The organism is Phytopseudomonas straminea (assembly GCF_900112645.1).
GTDB lineage: Bacteria > Pseudomonadota > Gammaproteobacteria > Pseudomonadales > Pseudomonadaceae > Aquipseudomonas > Aquipseudomonas straminea.
Map to the genome: position 1 here is coordinate 427,894 of NZ_FOMO01000003.1, position 17,383 is coordinate 445,276.

Annotated in this window: 17 protein-coding genes; 7 read left to right on the plus strand and 10 right to left on the minus strand. The window is 65.2% G+C overall.

Annotated elements, in window-relative coordinates; translation table 11 throughout:
- Positions 1–23 precede the first annotated feature (23 nt).
- The 3 genes from BM279_RS09765 to epsC all read left to right on the plus strand — a co-directional run bounded on the left by BM279_RS09765 (position 24) and on the right by epsC (position 3,705).
- Positions 24–440, plus strand: a complete 417-nt coding sequence (locus BM279_RS09765; protein ID WP_093503238.1) for a c-type cytochrome — start codon at positions 24–26, stop codon at positions 438–440.
- A gap of 104 nt (positions 441–544) precedes the next feature.
- A complete protein-coding gene (gene treS, locus BM279_RS09770) occupies positions 545–2,620 on the plus strand; it encodes a maltose alpha-D-glucosyltransferase (RefSeq protein ID WP_425272677.1) in 2,076 nt (691 codons plus the stop codon).
- 122 nt (positions 2,621–2,742) lie between these two features.
- Positions 2,743–3,705, plus strand: a complete 963-nt coding sequence (epsC, locus tag BM279_RS09775) for a serine O-acetyltransferase EpsC (RefSeq protein WP_244154149.1) — start codon at positions 2,743–2,745, stop codon at positions 3,703–3,705.
- 255 nt (positions 3,706–3,960) lie between these two features.
- On the opposite strand, the gene BM279_RS09780 is transcribed toward epsC, so the two are convergent.
- The 9 genes from BM279_RS09780 to BM279_RS09820 all read right to left on the minus strand — a co-directional run bounded on the left by BM279_RS09780 (position 3,961) and on the right by BM279_RS09820 (position 11,325).
- The gene (locus BM279_RS09780; protein ID WP_093503242.1) at positions 3,961–4,848 is read right to left on the minus strand and encodes a metal ABC transporter solute-binding protein, Zn/Mn family; all 888 of its coding nucleotides are present in this window, start codon (positions 4,846–4,848) and stop codon (positions 3,961–3,963) included.
- A complete protein-coding gene (locus BM279_RS09785) occupies positions 4,845–5,744 on the minus strand; it encodes a metal ABC transporter permease (protein WP_093503537.1) in 900 nt (299 codons plus the stop codon). The genes BM279_RS09780 and BM279_RS09785 overlap by 4 nt, the downstream gene beginning before the upstream one ends.
- Positions 5,744–6,499 (minus strand): metal ABC transporter ATP-binding protein, encoded by a 756-nt coding sequence (locus tag BM279_RS09790; protein ID WP_093503244.1) that lies wholly within the window; start codon positions 6,497–6,499, stop codon positions 5,744–5,746. The genes BM279_RS09785 and BM279_RS09790 overlap by 1 nt, the downstream gene beginning before the upstream one ends.
- A complete protein-coding gene (locus tag BM279_RS09795) occupies positions 6,496–7,422 on the minus strand; it encodes a metal ABC transporter substrate-binding protein (protein ID WP_093503246.1) in 927 nt (308 codons plus the stop codon). The genes BM279_RS09790 and BM279_RS09795 overlap by 4 nt, the downstream gene beginning before the upstream one ends.
- Before the next feature lie 35 nt (positions 7,423–7,457).
- Positions 7,458–8,024 carry a DUF6162 family protein gene (locus BM279_RS09800; RefSeq protein WP_093503248.1) on the minus strand — a complete coding sequence of 189 codons (567 nt, stop codon included), beginning with the start codon at positions 8,022–8,024 and terminating at the stop codon, positions 7,458–7,460.
- Positions 8,021–8,347: a hypothetical protein gene (locus BM279_RS09805; RefSeq protein ID WP_093503250.1), complete on the minus strand. Its 327-nt coding sequence runs from the start codon at positions 8,345–8,347 to the stop codon at positions 8,021–8,023. Before BM279_RS09805 ends, BM279_RS09800 begins: the two co-directional genes overlap by 4 nt.
- Positions 8,344–8,889 carry a thiamine pyrophosphate-binding protein gene (locus BM279_RS09810; RefSeq protein WP_075930758.1) on the minus strand — a complete coding sequence of 182 codons (546 nt, stop codon included), beginning with the start codon at positions 8,887–8,889 and terminating at the stop codon, positions 8,344–8,346. Before BM279_RS09810 ends, BM279_RS09805 begins: the two co-directional genes overlap by 4 nt.
- Positions 8,886–10,073, minus strand: coding sequence for a PepSY-associated TM helix domain-containing protein (locus BM279_RS09815; RefSeq protein ID WP_093503252.1), 1,188 nt, complete (start codon positions 10,071–10,073; stop codon positions 8,886–8,888). Before BM279_RS09815 ends, BM279_RS09810 begins: the two co-directional genes overlap by 4 nt.
- Positions 10,074–10,263: 190 nt before the next feature.
- Entirely contained in the window at positions 10,264–11,325 is a 1,062-nt protein-coding gene (locus BM279_RS09820) for an AraC family transcriptional regulator (protein ID WP_093503254.1), read from the minus strand.
- 21 nt (positions 11,326–11,346) lie between these two features.
- On the opposite strand from BM279_RS09820, the gene BM279_RS09825 reads away from it, so the two are divergent.
- The 4 genes from BM279_RS09825 to BM279_RS09840 all read left to right on the plus strand — a co-directional run bounded on the left by BM279_RS09825 (position 11,347) and on the right by BM279_RS09840 (position 16,351).
- Positions 11,347–11,526 carry a hypothetical protein gene (locus BM279_RS09825; RefSeq protein ID WP_093503256.1) on the plus strand — a complete coding sequence of 60 codons (180 nt, stop codon included), beginning with the start codon at positions 11,347–11,349 and terminating at the stop codon, positions 11,524–11,526.
- Positions 11,523–13,553, plus strand: a complete 2,031-nt coding sequence (locus BM279_RS09830; RefSeq protein WP_093503258.1) for an NADPH-dependent 2,4-dienoyl-CoA reductase — start codon at positions 11,523–11,525, stop codon at positions 13,551–13,553. Before BM279_RS09825 ends, BM279_RS09830 begins: the two co-directional genes overlap by 4 nt.
- 396 nt (positions 13,554–13,949) lie before the next feature.
- Positions 13,950–15,236, plus strand: coding sequence for a chromosome partitioning protein ParA (locus BM279_RS09835; protein WP_093503260.1), 1,287 nt, complete (start codon positions 13,950–13,952; stop codon positions 15,234–15,236).
- Positions 15,237–15,409: 173 nt separating this feature from the next.
- Positions 15,410–16,351 (plus strand): 1-aminocyclopropane-1-carboxylate deaminase/D-cysteine desulfhydrase, encoded by a 942-nt coding sequence (locus tag BM279_RS09840; protein ID WP_093503262.1) that lies wholly within the window; start codon positions 15,410–15,412, stop codon positions 16,349–16,351.
- Here BM279_RS09840 and BM279_RS09845 read toward each other — a convergent pair.
- Entirely contained in the window at positions 16,340–17,371 is a 1,032-nt protein-coding gene (locus BM279_RS09845) for a DUF1853 family protein (protein ID WP_093503264.1), read from the minus strand. The genes BM279_RS09840 and BM279_RS09845 overlap by 12 nt on opposite strands.
- Positions 17,372–17,383: the final 12 nt, after the last annotated feature.

The following is a 17,383-nucleotide window of genomic DNA, read 5'->3' on the forward strand; positions in this document are numbered from 1 at the left end:
TCGCATCGACTTGCTGCGTGCCAATGACCGTTTCTGTACTGATTCACCTACCGGGCCGGCGCCTCCTGCGACACGGGTTGCTCATCGTGGCGAGCGCGCTGTTCACCCAGACGGCCCTGGCCGAAGCCGACATCGCTGCCGGCGAGGCATTGTTCAAGCGCGTCTGTGGTAATTGCCACAACGTCGGGCCGGGCGCGCGGGCGGCCTTCGGGCCCCAACTCAACGGGATTTTCGGCCGCCACGCTGGCGCCACCCAGGACTACAAGTATTCGCCTGCCATGCAGCAGGCGGACGTGGTGTGGGATCACGACACCCTGAGCGCCTTCATCAAGGATTCCGACAGCGTGGTGCCGGGCAACAAGATGCGCTTCTGGGGCATTGACGATCAGGACAAGATCGATGGCCTGCTGCTATATCTGAAGGCTCAGCAGGATCACTGAACGGCAGCAATCAATCTGAACGAAGCCCTCACCGCTGGCTCTGAAATTGAACCAGCGGACGGCCTGGCCGTTCGCGATCCTCCCTTTCGCACCCCGGGATCGCTATGGCAGATGAACAACAGATCAACTGGCTGGTCGAGCAGTCCATGCTGCACACCGCCCGCCAACGCATGCGCCTGTATTCGGGCCAGGCCCGCCTGTGGCAGCAACCTTATGCACTGGCACGGCCGCGCAGCGTCACCGCGGTAGCTTCGGTGTGGCTGGCGGTCTATCCCGCCTCGATCATCACGTCGCCCGATGGCTCGGTACTGCAGGCGCTCGGCGACGAGCGCTTGTGGGCGGCACTCTCCGAACTTGGCGTTCAGGGCATCCACACCGGGCCGCTGCGCCGTTCGGGTGGTTTGCAGGGGCGCGAGTACACGCCCACCGTCGACGGCAATTTCGACCGGATCAGCCTGGAGATCGACCCGCGCTTCGGCAGCGAGGAAGAGTTGGTGCACCTGAGCCGTGTGGCGGCGGCCCATAACGCCGTGACCATCGACGACTCGATCCCGTCGCACACCGGCAAGGGCGCGGATTTCCGCCTGGCGGAAATGGCCTATGGCGATTACCCCGGCCTCTACCACATGGTGGAAATCGCCGAGGCCGACTGGGAGCTGCTGCCGCCGCTGCCCGAAGGCTGCGATTCGGTGAACCTGTCGCCGGCCACCGTCGATGCGCTGCGCGACAAGCACTACATCGTCGGCCAGTTGCAGCGGGTGATCTTCTTCGAGCCGGGCGTCAAGGAAACCGACTGGAGCGCCACCGGCGAGATCATCGGCGTCGATGGCAAGGTGCGGCGTTGGGTGTATCTGCATTACTTCAAGGAAGGCCAGCCGTCGCTGAACTGGCTGGACCCGACCTTTGCCGCCCAGCAGCTGGTCACCGGTGAGTCGCTGCACGCCATCGACGTGATCGGCTCGCGAGTGCTGCGCCTGGATGCCAACGGTTTCCTCGGTGTCGAGCGGCGTAGCCAGGGCAATGCGTGGTCGGAGAGCCACCCGCTGTCGCTGACCGGCAACCAGTTGCTCGCCGGGATGATTCGCAAGGCCGGCGCTTTCAGTTTTCAAGAGCTCAACCTGACTCTGGATGACATCGCCTCGATGTCCCAGGGCGGTGCGGATCTGTCCTACGACTTCATCACCCGGCCGGCCTACCAGCACGCCTTGCTGACGGGGGAAGTCGAGTTCCTGCGCCTGATGCTGCAGCAGATGCACGATTTCGGCATCGACCCGGCGTCGCTGATCCACGCCCTGCAGAACCATGACGAACTGACCCTGGAACTGGTGCATTTCTGGACGCTGCATGCCAACGACACCTACGTGTTCCGTGGGCAGAGCCTGCCAGGCAGCATCCTGCGCGAGCACATCCGCGGCGAGATGTACGAGCGCCTGACCGGCGACCACGCGCCTTACAACCTGAAGTTCGTCACCAACGGCGTGGCCTGCACCACGGTGAGCATCATCACCGCGGCGCTGGGCATCCGTGACCTGAACGCCATCACCGACGCCGACATCGAGCAGATCCGCCGCGTGCACCTGCTGCTGCTGATGTTCAATGCCATGCAGCCGGGCGTGGTGGCGCTGTCGGGCTGGGACCTGGTCGGCGCCTTGCCGCTGGAAGCCGAGCAGGTGGCCGAGCTGATCGCCGATGGCGACACGCGCTGGATCAACCGCGGCGGCTACGACCTGGTCGATCTCGACCCCGATGCGCTGCTGTCCGCCGAAGGCCTGCCGCGTTCACGCCAGCTGTACGGCAGCCTCAGCGAGCAGTTGCAGGACCCGCAGTCGTTCGCCTCCCAGGCGCGCCGGCTGTTCGCGGCGCGGCGCTCCCACGGCGTGGCCTCCAGCCGGCAGATCGCCGTGCCGGTCACCGAGCATCCCGCGCTGCTGATCATGGTGCACGAGCTGCCGGCCGGGCGCGGCATCCAAGTCACGGCGCTGAATTTCGGCGCCGAGCCGCTCAGCGAGGTGATTACGCTGGAGCACGTCGAGCCGGGCCCGGTGGTGGACATCATTCACGAAAGGCTGATGGGTGATCTGTCCGCCGATGGTGAGTTGCACATCGAGCTCGAGCCCTATGAGGGGCTGGCGCTGCGTATCGCCAGCATGGCGCCCGGTATCGCGCCCATGGACGGCTGAGCGATATGCCTTTGCGCACTAAACTCATAACCTGCGAGTAGTTGAGCGCGCCTGCGGGTGCGCCGTATTGTCCGTGTTCTGGCCGGCCGTTGGCGCCGGCCACCTGTCGAGTTGAGGTGTCGATGAACGGCGAGTTTGCCATCCGCAATGACGATGGCGCCGAGGTTGATTACTGCTCCCGTCCCGTCAACTGGGACCTGGAGCAGACCGTGGCCGGCCTGCGCGCGGCGCGTGCCGAATGGCGCAACCGCTCGGGCCGCCACACGGAACTGGGTGGCCGCGAGCTGCCTTCGCGCCAGGCCGTGGCGGCGATCCTCACGGGCCTGTGCGGGGCGCTGTTCCCCATGCGTCTGGGGCCTGCGGAGCTGCGCGAGGAAAGCGAGGATTACTATGTCGGCCATACCCTGGACCGCGCACTCAATGCCCTGGTGACCCAGGTGCGTATGGAGTTGCGTTACGCGGCGCGCCAGCGCGGTGAGTCCGGCGATGACGTGGATGGCCAGGCGGTTGCCATCGTGCGTGATTTTGCCGCCGCATTGCCGGCGCTGCGCCGCTTGCTCGATCAGGATGTGGTGGCCGCCTATAACGGCGACCCGGCGGCGCGCAGCGTCGACGAAGTGCTGCTGTGCTACCCCGGCGTGCTGGCCGTGATCTATCACCGCCTGGCGCATCATCTGTACCGCGCAGGGCTGCCGTTGCTGGCGCGCATCGCAGCGGAGACCGCCCACGGCGCCACCGGTATCGACATCCATCCGGGTGCGCAGATCGGCCACAGCTTCTTCATCGATCACGGCACCGGCGTGGTGATTGGCGAGACGGCGATCATCGGCAACCACGTGCGTATCTACCAGGCCGTGACTCTGGGCGCCAAGCGCTTCACCAGCGACGAGAGCGGGCAGTTGCACAAGGGCCAGCCGCGTCACCCGATCGTCGAGGACGATGTGGTGATCTACGCCGGCGCGACCATCCTGGGGCGTATCACCATCGGCAAGGGCTCTGTCATCGGCGGTAACGTCTGGTTGACGCGCAGTGTCGAGCCTGGGAGTAATGTGTCCCAGGCGAGCGCTGAACGCAGCGGTTGCTGATCCCTGTCACAGGAAGGTCACGGGGATCCACTAGAATCGGTACGAGACCGAAGAGAAAGAAAGGAGAAAGCGATGGACGATTATCAGGAAGAGTTGCTCGAGTCCCGTGCCCTGGAGCAGGACGTGCCCGAGTTCGCCGAAGACGCCACCGAGCTCTAGGCTCGGTGAAAGGTTGGGGGCGAACCCTGGCCACGATCAAAACAAAAGGCCCGATGCACATGCATCGGGCCTTTTTCGTTACAGCTGCTGAAGTGCTTACTGGCTCAGCGCCTTGACCAGCGCATCGACGTTGCCTTCCAGCTCGGCGACGGGGTCGTCGCTGTCGGTTGTTAGCACCAGCAGCGGCACGCCGGCGGCCTGCACTGCATCAGCCACCGGCTTGGGCGGATTGCGGTGGGTCAGCACCAGGGCCACGTCATCGGCTTTCAGGGCGCCGGTCAGAGTTTTCAGGGCCTCGGCGTCCCAGTCGCGGTCATCGCGGCTGTCGCTGCTGACCAGATCCAGGTTGAGGCCGCTGATCAGGTAGTCCAGACGATCGCTGAGGCTGTACACCGACAGGTTGTCGGCCTTGGCCAACTCGCGCTCGCTGTGGGCGTTGAGCTTGAGCAGACGCTGCTTGAGTGCCGCCAGGTTCTGCTCGACCTTGCCCTTGGCGTCCGGCGCCAGGCGTACCAGGTCGGCAGCCATCACGTCGGCCATGCGCCCCATGTTGTTGATCGCCAGCCACGGGTAACTGGCCAGATCGTTGTCACCGGCGCTTTCGGCCTGGGTGGCGATGCCTGGCAGTGCGCCATCCACCGGGCGGGCGGCGTCGATCTCGACGATACGGATGTTGCTGCGTCGTGCCATGGGGTAGAGCGGATCTTCGGACCACAGTGAGCGCAGGGCGATGGCCGCGTCGGCATCGACGGCGACCTTCTGCAGCGCAGCGGCGCCACGCCCGGCGAAGTACGATACCTGGCGGCTGGCCGGCAGATTGGCCGGCGCGGCGCGCTCGATGTGCACCTGGGTGCCGTCGAGCAGATCACTGGCCAGGCCAAAGGTGATCGGCTGCGAAACCAGCACGGTCACGTCCTTGGCGAGAGCGAGGCCCGGCAGGCTGAGGAGCAGGGCGAGGCCCAGTTGGTGGAGTCGATGGGTCATCCCAGGTTCCCTTTCAAGCTTGGTACGACGCCGCGCGCGATGGCGGCGAGGGCGAAGGCGATACCGGCGATCATGATGATCGCGGCGCCGGAGGGGATCGGCAGATCCAGCACGATGGGCAACAGGATGCCGAGCAGCGTGCTGACGGTGGCGATCAGCACCGAGATCCAGAAGAAGCCTTTCAGCGACTGGCTGAGCAGGCGCGCGGCGGCGGCTGGAATCACCAGCAGGGCGCCAACCAGAATCGCGCCGATGACCTTGACCGCGGCCACGGTGATCAGCGTCACCAGAATCACGAACAGGTAATCCAGGGTCTTCACCGCCACGCCGCGCACCGCGGCCAGCTGCGGGTTGAAGCTGGCCAGCATGATGCGGTTGTACAGCGGCAGCGCCAGGCCCATGACCAGGCCACCGACCACCAGCAGCACCAACAGGTCGGTGCCGTTGACGGTGAGCACCGAGCCGAACAGCACATTTTCCAGAATGTGCACGTTGATGCGCCCGGCCAGCACCAGCAGCAGGCTGGCGCCCATGGCCAGGGACACCGACAGGAACACGCCGATCAGCGTGTCCGGCGCCAGGCCCGTGCGATTGCGCAGGTAGTTGAGCAGGATGCCGAACAACAGCGCGTAGCCGAACAGCGCGCCGTAGGGGCCGGTGTAGGGCTCGCCGAGCAGGATGCCGATGGCCACGCCGGTCAGCGCGGCGTGGCCTACCGCCTCGGAAAAGAAGGCGAAGCGCTTGACCACCACCAGGGTGCCCAGGCCACCCAGCACCGGGCCGATCAGCAGGCCGGCGAGCAGGGCGTTGACCACGAAGCCATAGGCCAGCGCGGCGGGCAGGTAGCCGGATGAGGCCCAGCCCTGGATCAACAGGCGGAACTGTTCGTAGTCGATCATGGCTGGGCGGCCTCCACGGTGCGGGCATGGGTGGAGAACAGGCTGAGCAGGCGCTCCGGGGTCAGGGCTTCACCTGGCGGCGCATCGAACAGCACGCGGCGGCTCAGGCCGGTGACGCGATCGGCCAGGCGCTTGACCGCTTCCAGGTCGTGCTCAATCCACAGCACGGTCATGCCAGCGCGGCGCCAGTCGCCGAGCAGGCGCTCGAACACCTGGATCCCGGCTTCGTCGAGGGCCGACATCGGCTCGTCGAGCACCAGTAACTGTGGCGCGGGAATCAGCCCCTGGGCCAGCAGCACGCGCTGGCGCTCACCGCCGGACAGTGCGCCCATGCGCCGCTTGCGCTTTTCCAGCATGCCGACGCGGGTCAGGGCTTCGTCGATGGCCCTGGCGTAATGCTTCGACAGGCCGAGAAAGGCAGGTCGGCGCTGGCACATGGCGGCCATGAAGTCGTCGACGGTCATCGGCAGGCCGCGGTCGAACTCCAATGCCTGGGGCACGTAGCCGATGATGCCGACCTCGCCCTGCCAGGCCAGGCTGAGCGTGCCCTGGTGGGGCATCTGGCCGAGCAGGGTCTTGATCAGCGAACTCTTGCCGCCACCGTTGGGGCCGACCAGCGCATGCACGCTGCCCGGGCGCACCTTGAAGCTGACGTTGTCGAGGATCTGGGTGCGCCCCAGCACCAGGCTGACCTGCTGGAAGTCGAGGGTCGGGCCGATGGCCGCCACGCTCAGGTTCTCGGCTGCGGTCATTGGCCGGCGTCCTGGATGGCGCGCACCACGGTGTTCATGTTGTTGGCCATTTCCTTCTCGTACTTCTCGGCGCTGTATTCACCGTAGGAAATGTGCGACAGCGGGTAGAGCTTGACGCCCGACTCGCGCTGGATGGTTTCAACGTAGGTGGACGGGAAATCCAGCTCGGAGAAGATCACCTTGACGTCCAGCTCGCGCAATTGGTCGATGGTCTTCTTCAACTGGCTCGGGCTCGGCTCGATACCGTGGGCCGGTTCCACCACCGCGGTGACTTCCAGGCCGAACTCGCGCAGCAGGTAATCGTAGGCCGCATGCACGGTGGCCACGCGCAGGTCGGCGTTTGGCGCTTCGGTGAGCTGGGCGAGGGCATCGGCGCGCAGCTTGCGCAGGCGCTTGCCATAGGCGCGGGCATTCTGGGTGTAGGTCTTGGCGTTGTCCGGGTCGAGCTTGCCGAGTTCGCGGGCGATGTTGTTGACCTGGGCGATCGAGGCGCTGATCGACAGGAAGGTGTGCGGGTTGACCACCTTGCCGGCGCCACGAGCAGCGATGCCGGTGGCGGCCAGCAGCGGCACGTTGGCATTGGCCTCGATCACTTCGATATCCGGCTTCTCGCTGGCGGCGATCATGCGGTCGGCGAAGTCGTCATGGCCAACGCCGTTGAGCACCACCACGTCCAGCGAGCCGATACGCTTGATGTCCTCGGCCCGCGGCTCGTAGGCGTGGGGGTTGAAGCCGGCCGGAATCAGCGGCACCACCTCGGCCTTGTCGCCGACGATGTTGCTCACGTAGCTGTAGTAGGGGTGCAGGGTGATGCCGATGCGCAGCTTGGCATCGGCCGCGCTGGCAGCGCCGAGCAGCAGCAGGGCGCCGATGCTCAGGCGTGATAACAGAGGGCGTGCGCGGAAAAGGCGGGAAATGGGCATGGGCGGGCGGTCTTCTGTCGGATGAGTCGGAGGTGTCAGTGGCGATGTTGCCGGGTCACACCTGCGTCGTACTGGGAGGCGATCTGCTGCCAGCCGGCAGCGATCAGGGCCGGCGCATCGAGGCTGGCGGGCGCGCTGGCGGTGTTGCGATTGAGCCACACGTCGGCCTGCTCTCCTTCGGCGTCGAGGCGCATGAGCAGGGAGCCGGCGACGTCCAGCGCCTGGCTGGCACCGAAGTAGGCGGCCTCGTCACCGGGCAGCAAGTGCCACTGATGGCTGCCGCGGCTGGTGGCGCTGGCGTCGCTTACGAACGGCGGGAAGCCTTCGTCGGCCAGCTCGGCGGGGCTCAGCAGGGGCTGCTCTTCGTCGCGGCGAATGCGGATTTCGTCGGCGGCCACGCGCAGGTCGGCATAGATGCCCTGTTCGGCGGCAGTCAGGTCGCGGCGGGCATCGATCTGGTGACTGGCGATGGCGGTTTCGCTGTCCGTTTCGCCATGCCAGGCGACCACCGAGCCGGCCACCAGCACGATGACCAGGCACAGGACGAGCACGTAGAGGGTTTCATGACCGGCACCGGCGGGGCGTACGATCTGAACCGTCATGGAGTCTCGATTTCCGTGTGATCGATTTCGACGATATGACCGGGGCCGGCGTCGAACAGCACGTAGAACTCGCCTTCGGGTTTCTTGAAGGTCAGGGTCGAGTCGTCGGCCAGTTTGCCGGGCACCAGGATGCTCTCGTCATAGCCGATCACATCCAGGGTCACGCCGGCAGCGCCGCTGCCATCGGAGAAACCGCCGGTGCAGCGGATGTTCTCGGCATCGACTTCCTCGCACTGGCACATGGGGTTGTGAGCCAGGGCCAGGCCGCTCAGCGACAGCAGGGCGATACCTGCGACGCTGCGCAGGACGTTGGGCTTGATCATGGTTTGCCTCCTTGTTGTTTCTGCAGCCACGCGACGGTGGATGGGGATGCCTGTTCGAGCGGTACGGCGGCCTGATGCACGGAGCCGTCCCAGCCCTCCATGGTGATCCACAGCTCGGCGTCGGGCTTGGTGCGGTTCGGCAACGGCACGGTGGCGCCCATGCGGTAGGCGCTACCGAAGAAGATGCCGCCGGCGGCGCGCAGGCTGCGGGGCTTGCCGATGCGCAGGTAGGTGGCCTTGACCTGGCCGATGCATTCCTTGCACAGCGCACCGGTGAAGGTCTTCATGTAACCGGCCGGGCCGTCGAGTTCCGGTGGCGCGGCGCGAAATTCCGCCAGGGTGATCGACCAGGGGCCGACCGGGAATTCACCTACCGTGCGCTCGCCCAGGCCGCTGGTGCCGCGAAACAGCGCGACGTCGGCGAAGTACTTGGGCATGAACCCCAACGGGATGAGCACCAGCAGGATGTTGATGTGGAAGCGCCACTTGTACCAGAAGCGGCTCAGTGGCGAAGCGGGTTGTGCTGCCATGGCCTTGCTCATGCCTGAACCTCCCCGTTGTCGCTTGCGGTTTGCGGCTCACGCACCCGCGCCGGGCGCTTGATCACCTTGGCGGTGGCCTGGGCGGTGCGCTTGGTCCAGATCAGCAGACCGCTGAGCACCATCATGCTCAGCATCAGGCCGAAGAAGAACCAGATCATCTTCACCCACAGGCCGCCGAAGTCGCCGGTGTGCAGCGGGCGCATGGATTCGGTGACGAACTCCAGCTTGGAGCGATCCTCGAGCAGGCGCTGCTGGGCCACTTCGCCGGTGTAGGGGTTGATCGAGGCGCTCTGCATCATCAGCGGGTACCAGCCGCGCCCGCCGACGGAGATATGGTCATAGGCGTTGCTGGGCAGGCGGGTGAAGCTGACGTCCAGGCTCGGCACCTTGCCGATGGCGATGCGCGCCGCTTCGTCCACGTCGAGCATCGGGATCGGCTCGCCGGGGCGCACGTTCGGCACGTCCTCGCGGGCCACCACGGCGGGCACGCCTTCGGTGGAGATGGAAATCTGATTGTCGAACAAGATCGCCTGGATCAGGAACCAGATGCCGGTGATCGACACCACGGCGATGAACCAGATCGACCAGATGCCGCTCAGGCGGTGGAAGTCGCCCCAGAAGATCCGCGCGCCCTGGTTGAAACGCAGGCGCGGCTTGAAGAAGCCCTTCCAGAATTTCTTGTAGACCACGAGGCCCGTGATCAGCGACAGCAGCATGGGGATGCCCATCATCGACACCAGGTACCAGCCCCAGCTGAAACCGTTGGTGAAGGGCACCAGCCACCAGCCGTGCAGGGCGCGGGTGAACTGGCGGAAGTCGAACTCGGGGCTCACGCCCTGAATGGCGCCGGTGTAGGGGTTGACGTAGATGGTCGGGTTGCTGCCGTCCGGGTAGCTGACCCGCGCGGTGAGGGCGAAGTGCGATTCGTCAGGGCGGGCGATGGACTGCACCACCAGCTCCGGCTGGGCCTTCTTGATTTCGGCCAGCACCTGGCCGAAGGTCAGCAGCTCGGCGTCGTCCGAGGGTTTGCTGGCGCGTACGTCGGGGTTGGCCAACCAGACGATTTCCTGGCTGACCACCGCCAGGGTACCGGTGACGCAGACGATCAGCACGAAGAACCAGATCGGCAGAGCGAGCCAGCTGTGCACCAGGAACCAGATTTTTGAACGCGACTTCTTGGACATGAATATCAGTCTTGTCTGTGCGCCGCCGCCACTAGCATGGCAGGGCGATTTTGGTACGAACGACGCCTCGCCAACCGGTCGGCAGCGAGGCGTGTTAACCGACGACTGCGGCCAATGGCACGCACCCAGCGGTCAGTTACTTGTTAAGACGGATGAGAAGCCTAAAACCCGCAGCTGCAAATGAAAATAGTTATTTTATAGATTCGGATGTGCTGTTGCCGGTTTGCCGATAGACGCGGCGCATTTCCCCGGGCGTTTGTTGGAGCCAGCGCTTGAAGGCGCGCTGGAAGGCTTCGGCAGAAGCGAAGCCGAGCAGATAGGCGATTTCCCCGAACGACAGCTCGGTGTCGCGCACATAGGCAACGGCCAGATCACGCCGGGTTTCATTGATGATCGTGCTGAAACGCGTGCCTTCTTCGGCCAATCGGCGACGTAACGTCCAGCTCGGCAATTGCAGCTGACGGGCGATATCGTCCATGTCCGGCTCACGGCCATGTAGGCGCGGACCGATCAATTGAATGACCCGATCACGCATGCTTTTCGGCTGGGTCAGGCGCTCGAGCGCCTGCTCACAAAGTTGTAACAATTCATTCCATGTGCCGGGGCAATGAACGGGATTGCGCAGATTGAGCGCTTTCTGGTCGAGCCGCAGGCCATTGAAGTCGGCTTCGAAGAGAGGAGGGCAGCCAAACTCCAGCGGATAGCGCTCGGCGTACTCCGGTGCGCTGAATTCCAGCTGCAGCGCCTGGGCGGTCAGTGGCGTGCGCACCAACGTGCCCAGTTGCTGTAGCCAGGCGGCTAGCACGGTGTCGACGACAAAGCGGTTGTAGGCGTTATAGGGGCCGATGGAGTGAAAGCGCAGCCAGGCGCCGCTGCTGTCTTCCTGCAGGCTGGAGCGGCCCCGGTAGTTGGAGGCATAGAGCGCCTCGAAACGGATCAGCGTGCGGGCCGCCTCACGTACGGTAGGCGCCTGGGCTGCGGCGATACCGGCCAGCCCCAGGCGATGCAGGTAGGCAAAGCGGCCCATCACCAAGCCCAGGGCCGGCTCACCAGTCAGCACGACGGCGGCATGGCCCAGATGCATATAGCGGGGAATCGATAGCCGCGCCCGCGGTTCGGCCAGCCGCGCGGCGTCGAAACCGTAGTGCTCGAGCAGTGGTTGCGCGGCGTGGCCAAGGTGCTCGATGGCATCGGCCAGGCTGTGCAGGTAGCCAACGGAGAGATCGCCCAGGCGAATGGCGGCAGGTTTCATCAAAGTAAGGCGTTGGAGGAGATGCGCCAGCGTAGCCTGGTCGCCGGCGGGCTGCCAGCGGCGCTGTTATACATGATCATTAATTTGTTATTTACGATCATTGAGCAGGTGCATCTGCTTCACTATCGTCTGTGCCATACGACCGCTGCCCGCGCAGGCTGCGGCAATTCCGTGACCGACGCCGATGGACTGACACCATGACCGCCTACCCGCACCTGCTCGCACCCCTGGATCTGGGGTTCGTGACCTTGAAGAACCGCACCCTGATGGGTTCCATGCACACTGGCCTGGAAGAGAAACCGGGTGGTTTCGAGCGTATGGCTGCGTATTTCGCCGAGCGCGCCCGCGGCGGCGTCGGCCTGATGGTCACCGGCGGCATCGCGCCGAACGAGGAGGGCGGCGTATACGCTGGCGCGGCCAAGCTGAGCACGCCTGAGGAAGCCGACAAGCATCGCATCGTCACCGAGGCGGTGCATAAGGCGGGCGGGCTGATCTGCATGCAGATCCTGCACGCCGGGCGCTATGCGTATAGCCCCAAACAGGTGGCGCCAAGCGCCATTCAAGCACCGATCAACCCGTTCAAGCCTCAGGAGTTGGACGAGGCGGGCATCGAGAAACAGATCGCCGACTTCGTCAATTGCTCGTCGCTGGCCCAGCAGGCCGGCTATGACGGCGTCGAGATCATGGGTTCCGAAGGCTACTTCATCAATCAGTTCCTGGTCGCCCACACCAACCAGCGCACCGATCGCTGGGGCGGCAGTTACGCCAACCGCATGCGCCTGCCGGTGGAGATCGTGCGCCGGGTGCGCGAAGCGGTCGGCCGCGACTTCATCATCATCTATCGCCTGTCGATGCTCGACCTTGTCGAGGGCGGCAGCACCTGGGACGAGATCGTGACCCTGGCCAAGGCCATCGAGACGGCCGGCGCCACCCTCATCAACACCGGCATCGGCTGGCACGAGGCGCGCATCCCGACCATCGCCACCAAGGTGCCGCGCGCGGCGTTCACCAAGGTCACCGCCAAGCTGCGCGGCGAGGTGAAGGTCCCGCTGATCACCACCAACCGCATCAACACTCCGGAAGTGGCCGAGCAGGTGCTGGCCGAAGGCGATGCCGACATGGTGTCCATGGCGCGGCCGTTCCTGGCTGACCCCGAGTTCGTCAACAAGGCCGCCGCAGGCCGCGCCGACGAGATCAATACCTGCATCGGCTGCAACCAGGCATGCCTGGACCATACCTTCGGCGGCAAGCTGACCACCTGCCTGGTCAACCCGCGCGCCTGCTATGAAACCGAGTTGAACTACATTCCTACCGCCACGTTGAAAAAGATCGCCGTGGTCGGCGCCGGGCCTGCCGGCCTTGCCGCTGCCACCGTGGCGGCCGAGCGTGGGCACAGCGTGACGCTGTTCGATGCTGCCAGTGAAATCGGCGGCCAGTTCAACGTCGCCAAGCGCATTCCGGGCAAGGAGGAGTTCTTCGAGACTCTGCGCTACTTCAAGCGCAAGCTGGAAGTCACCGGCGTCGACGTGCGCCTCAATATTCGGGTGAGCGCAAGCGAGCTGATCGACGGCGGCTTCGACGAGATTCTCCTGGCCACCGGCATCGTTCCGCGCACGCCGGCGATTCCAGGTGTCGAGCATGTCAAGGTGATCAGCTATCTGGACGCCATTCTGCAGCGCAAGCCAGTAGGCCCGCGCGTGGCGGTGATCGGCGCCGGCGGTATCGGCTTCGACGTCAGCGAATTCATCACCCACGCCGGGCCTGCGACCAGCCTGGATCGTGAAGCGTTCTGGAAGGAGTGGGGCATCGACCTGGCCCTTGAAGCCCGCGGCGGCGTCGCCGGCGTGCAGCCGCAGGTCGAGCCGGCGGCACGCCAGGTGTTCCTGTTGCAACGCAAGAAAAGTAAGGTCGGCGACGGCCTGGGCAAGACCACCGGCTGGATCCACCGCGCGGGCCTGAAGAACAAGCAGGTACAGATGATTAACGCCGTCGAGTACCTGCAGATCGACGACCAAGGCCTGCATATCCGCGTCGGCGAAGGTGAGCCCCAGGTGTTGCCGGTAGATACGGTGATTCTCTGCGCCGGCCAGGAGCCGCTGCGTGAACTGCAGGACGCGCTGGTCGCGGCTGGCCAGTCCGTGCACTTGATCGGCGGCGCCGACGTGGCTACCGAGCTGGATGCCAAGCGCGCGATCAACCAAGGGTCGCGGTTGGCGGCGGAGCTCTAGGAACCTGTTCGCGGTCTTGTTGGGCGACATTAAACAGGCTGCTGCAAGGCCGAAACGGTCGTTGAGCATGTAGGAGGGGCGTTAGCCCCGAGCTATATTGGTGTGCGCAAAGAGCTCGCGGCTAAAGCCGCTCCTACGAAAGTATTCCGCACATTGGTCGCTCCCGCCACTTTGCAATCAAAGCGCTGCAGCCGAGCTGAACGATCGTGAACAGGCTCTAATTTGCACTTTCGGTCGATCTCCACCGAACCGGTCACAGTTCGGTCGTACCGTTCGTCCTGTGGCCGAGTGACTGCCAACCGGGTCACACAGCCTGTCACAGGTTCTCGCCTAGACTTGCCTGGCTGCCGCTCTATTGCGGCGGCTCGAAACCGTCATTAGCTGTGGAGAACATCGATGAGCAAGCCGCAACTGATCGAGGCCGTGATGTTCTTCGCCCCGGACGGCAGCATCGGCAAGCAGATGTTCTACACCGAGTTCGAGACCCTGCTCGATGGCCTGGTGAAGATGCCGACCTTGGCCGACGAGCAGGTGCGCGCGGTCTACGTGGTGATCAGCGGTCGCCTGCAGATTCGCTCGGCAGTGTTCTTCTATCTGGATTTCGACGAACACGGCGCACCTGACGCCGGATGGAACATTCCCCTGCAGCAGATGGCCGAGCGTGCCGGCCGTGGCCCTGACCTGGGCGGCGGGCCAATACGCCTGGCCTGCCGCAGCCAGTGCCCGGTGTCCTGGCACCAGATGCACCTCTGGGACCCGAGCCTGGTGCCTGGCAATAACGATCTGGCCACCCTGCGCGACACGGTACGCGCCAACAGCCTCGGCATTGTGCTGCAGGAAGAGGAAGCCGCGGCCGTGACGCCGGAACGCCTGCAGGTGGCGTCCGAGGATCAGTGGTACGCCGTCGATCCCGCCCGCGACATGGCCGAAAAACTGGCCGAGCGGCTCTCCCACGATTACCGGCAAAAGGCCGCGCAACTGGTTCGCCAGCAACGTGAGCGGCTATCGGCCCTGGCCACCGAACACCAGGCCGAGCTGGCCCGCGCGACCGCCCGCAGCGAAGCGCAACTGGCCGAGCTGCAGGGGCAGATGCAGGCACTGCGTCAAGCGTTGCGCCAGCAGGAAGGGCTCAACCAGAACCTCAAGGCTCAGCTGGCCGAGCAGCTGGAAGTGCAGCAGAGCGAACGCGAGGAGATGGCGGTGCGGGTGCGCGCCGCCGAGCGTCACGCCCGCACCGAGCGGGAGATTCTGCGTGAGCAGTTCGACGAGGAACTGCGCGCCCGCATTCTGGCCACCCAGGCCGTTGCCGAGGAACAAGCGCGCCGCCGTGAGAGCGAAGCCGCCCAGCGCGGCGCCAGTCAGGTGCTCGAGCGCCTGGCCGCCCAGGGCGTGGTGTTCGTGGTCTTCCACCCTGGTGCCGGGCACCTGACCGTGCCGCTGCAGGATGTCGACCGCTACCTGGCCAGCCCGCTGGCTTATGCCGCGAGCAAATGTTTCGTGCCGGAAAGCCAGTATCGCCAGTGGCTGGAGCACTACCAGCGCCCGCGCTGCGAAGGTTTGCAAAGCAATGGTGAACGTTGCGGTGCGGCCCTCGAACGGGTCGAGACGCCCGGGCGTTTTGTCGCCGGTGACTCCAACTGCTGCATGCTGCATAAGAGCGCGCTGCTGCGCACCGTGGGTTAACAGGCCGTTGAAGAACTACCTACGTTGCCATTGCTGCGTTAAAAACCGCCTCAAAATGCTCATGTACAACTCGTACACTCCGCTTTTTTGGCGGTTTTTTCCTTGCACTGGCTGCCTCGCCTACGTTTTTCAACGGCCTGTTAAACTAGCGGCCTTTTCCGGGCCGCTTCTTCATGACCTCGATTCCACGCTCCGCCATCAGCGCCTGGCATCCCCAGGCGCCGCTGCAGCGCCTGCATTTCGACTGGCTGGCAGGCGTCGAGCTGGCGGTGCTGCGTCTGGATCTGATCGATCCGCTAGTCAGCGGTAACAAGTGGTTCAAGCTCGCGCCCCATCTGCGCCTTGCCGCTGAGCAGGGCGCCGGCGGCATCATCAGTCTCGGCGGTGCCCACTCCAATCATCTGCATGCACTGGCGGCCGCTGGGCAGCGCTTTTCGTTCCCCACGGTCGGCCTGCTGCGCGGTCATCCGCAAGACACGCCTACTGCTCAGGATTTGCAGCGTTTCGGCATGCAGCTGCACTGGCTGGGCTATGGCGGCTATCGCGAGCGGCATCGGGCCAATTTCTGGGAACCCTGGCAGGCGCGCTATCCAGGCTGTATGCCGGTGCCCGAGGGCGGTGGAGGGTTGCCCGGTGCGCTGGGCTGTGCGGATTTGCCCAGCATGGTGGCTGCGCAATTGCCGGCGCTGGGTTGGGACGACTATCACGGCTTGTGGCTTGCGGCGGGGACCGGCACCACCCTGGCCGGGCTGGTGATTGGCGAAGGCGGGCAGCGCACCGTGCACGGCGCCCTGGCGGTGCCGCTGGACCATGGCGTCCCCGAACAGGTGCGTGCGCTACTGACCGAGGCGGGGTGCGACGACATCGGATACCAGTTGCTGGACGCTTGCCGCGGCGGCTTCGCGCGTCAGGATGCCGAGTTGCTGGCCTTTATGGCGCAGTGCGAGGTGCAGAGCGGCTTGCCGCTGGAGCCGCTATACACCGCCAAGGCGCTCCTGGCCTTGCGTGACGCCATTGGGCGAGGCGACATCAGGGCAGGCAGGCGACTGATTTTCGTGCACACCGGCGGCCTGCAGGGCCGTCGCGCCGCTCTCATGGCAGATTCAGCGCGCTGAAGGCGGCGCGCCACCGGGTTCGGTGCCGCTGTTGGGCCAGTCATCGGCGACCAGAAAAATGCGCTGGCGCTCGGCAAGCGCGCCATTGCGATCAGGCTGCAGATCGACCAGCAACTGGGCGCCGGCTTCCGCGGGCAGCGCTTGCAGCCAGCTCTGCAAATGAGCCTCGGACCAGCTCTGCGTCGCCGGCAGTTTAGCCGGTGCCAGCCAGGCACTGCGCGGCAGCGGTTGCCAGTGGGCATCTCCATGCTCAGCCTGCAGCGCCGCCCATTGCCGGCGATGCAGCCAGCGCCCGCGCAGATGCGCGGTTTCGGCGCCGGGCGGCGGTGGATGATCCAGACCGTGAGGATAGAAGAGATAGCCACCCAGCCACATCGAGGCCTGGATCGGCGCGTCGGTTAGCGCCTGCAAGGTTTGCCGCGCTTCGGGCGAAGCCGACAAGGGCAACTGGTGAGTGGCCAGATGATCGAGCTTGAGATCCAGACGATCACGGCCGCCCGGGCCGATCCAGTGTCCGGGTGCACCGGGCGGCTGGCCCAGGTACAGCTTGATCGCCAGCTCCACATGGTGCACGCCGCTGCCATCGCGCAGCAGCAGGTCCAGCTCGCCCAGGGTATGGCCGCCCTGGCGGATCGGCAGGTTGGCCGCCAGTATCTCGATACCCGGCGCCGCGTGCAGGGCGAACTGCCACAGGCGCTCGTAGTAGAGGCCCAGACGCCGCACCGAGCTGCGCGACAGCCATTCGTACAGCGCTTGCGGATTTTCGTCCTGACACTGCAACCAGTCGGCCAGTAGATCCGGTTCGGCCGCCCAGCTACTGGCGATGAGAGGATGGCGCTGTGGCCAGGACGTACGGGCGAGCAGGGGCGGCGAAAGCAGCGTCCAGGCCAGGTCGCGCACGGCAGGTTCGCTGAGGTGGCGGGGCAGGTCGGCAAGCGCGGTGAAAGGATTCATCGCTGTAGCATAGGCGCTAGCTGGCATTGGCGTCAGGGTTTGCTGGCGCAGGGTGCCTTCGCCCATAATCCAGGCCAT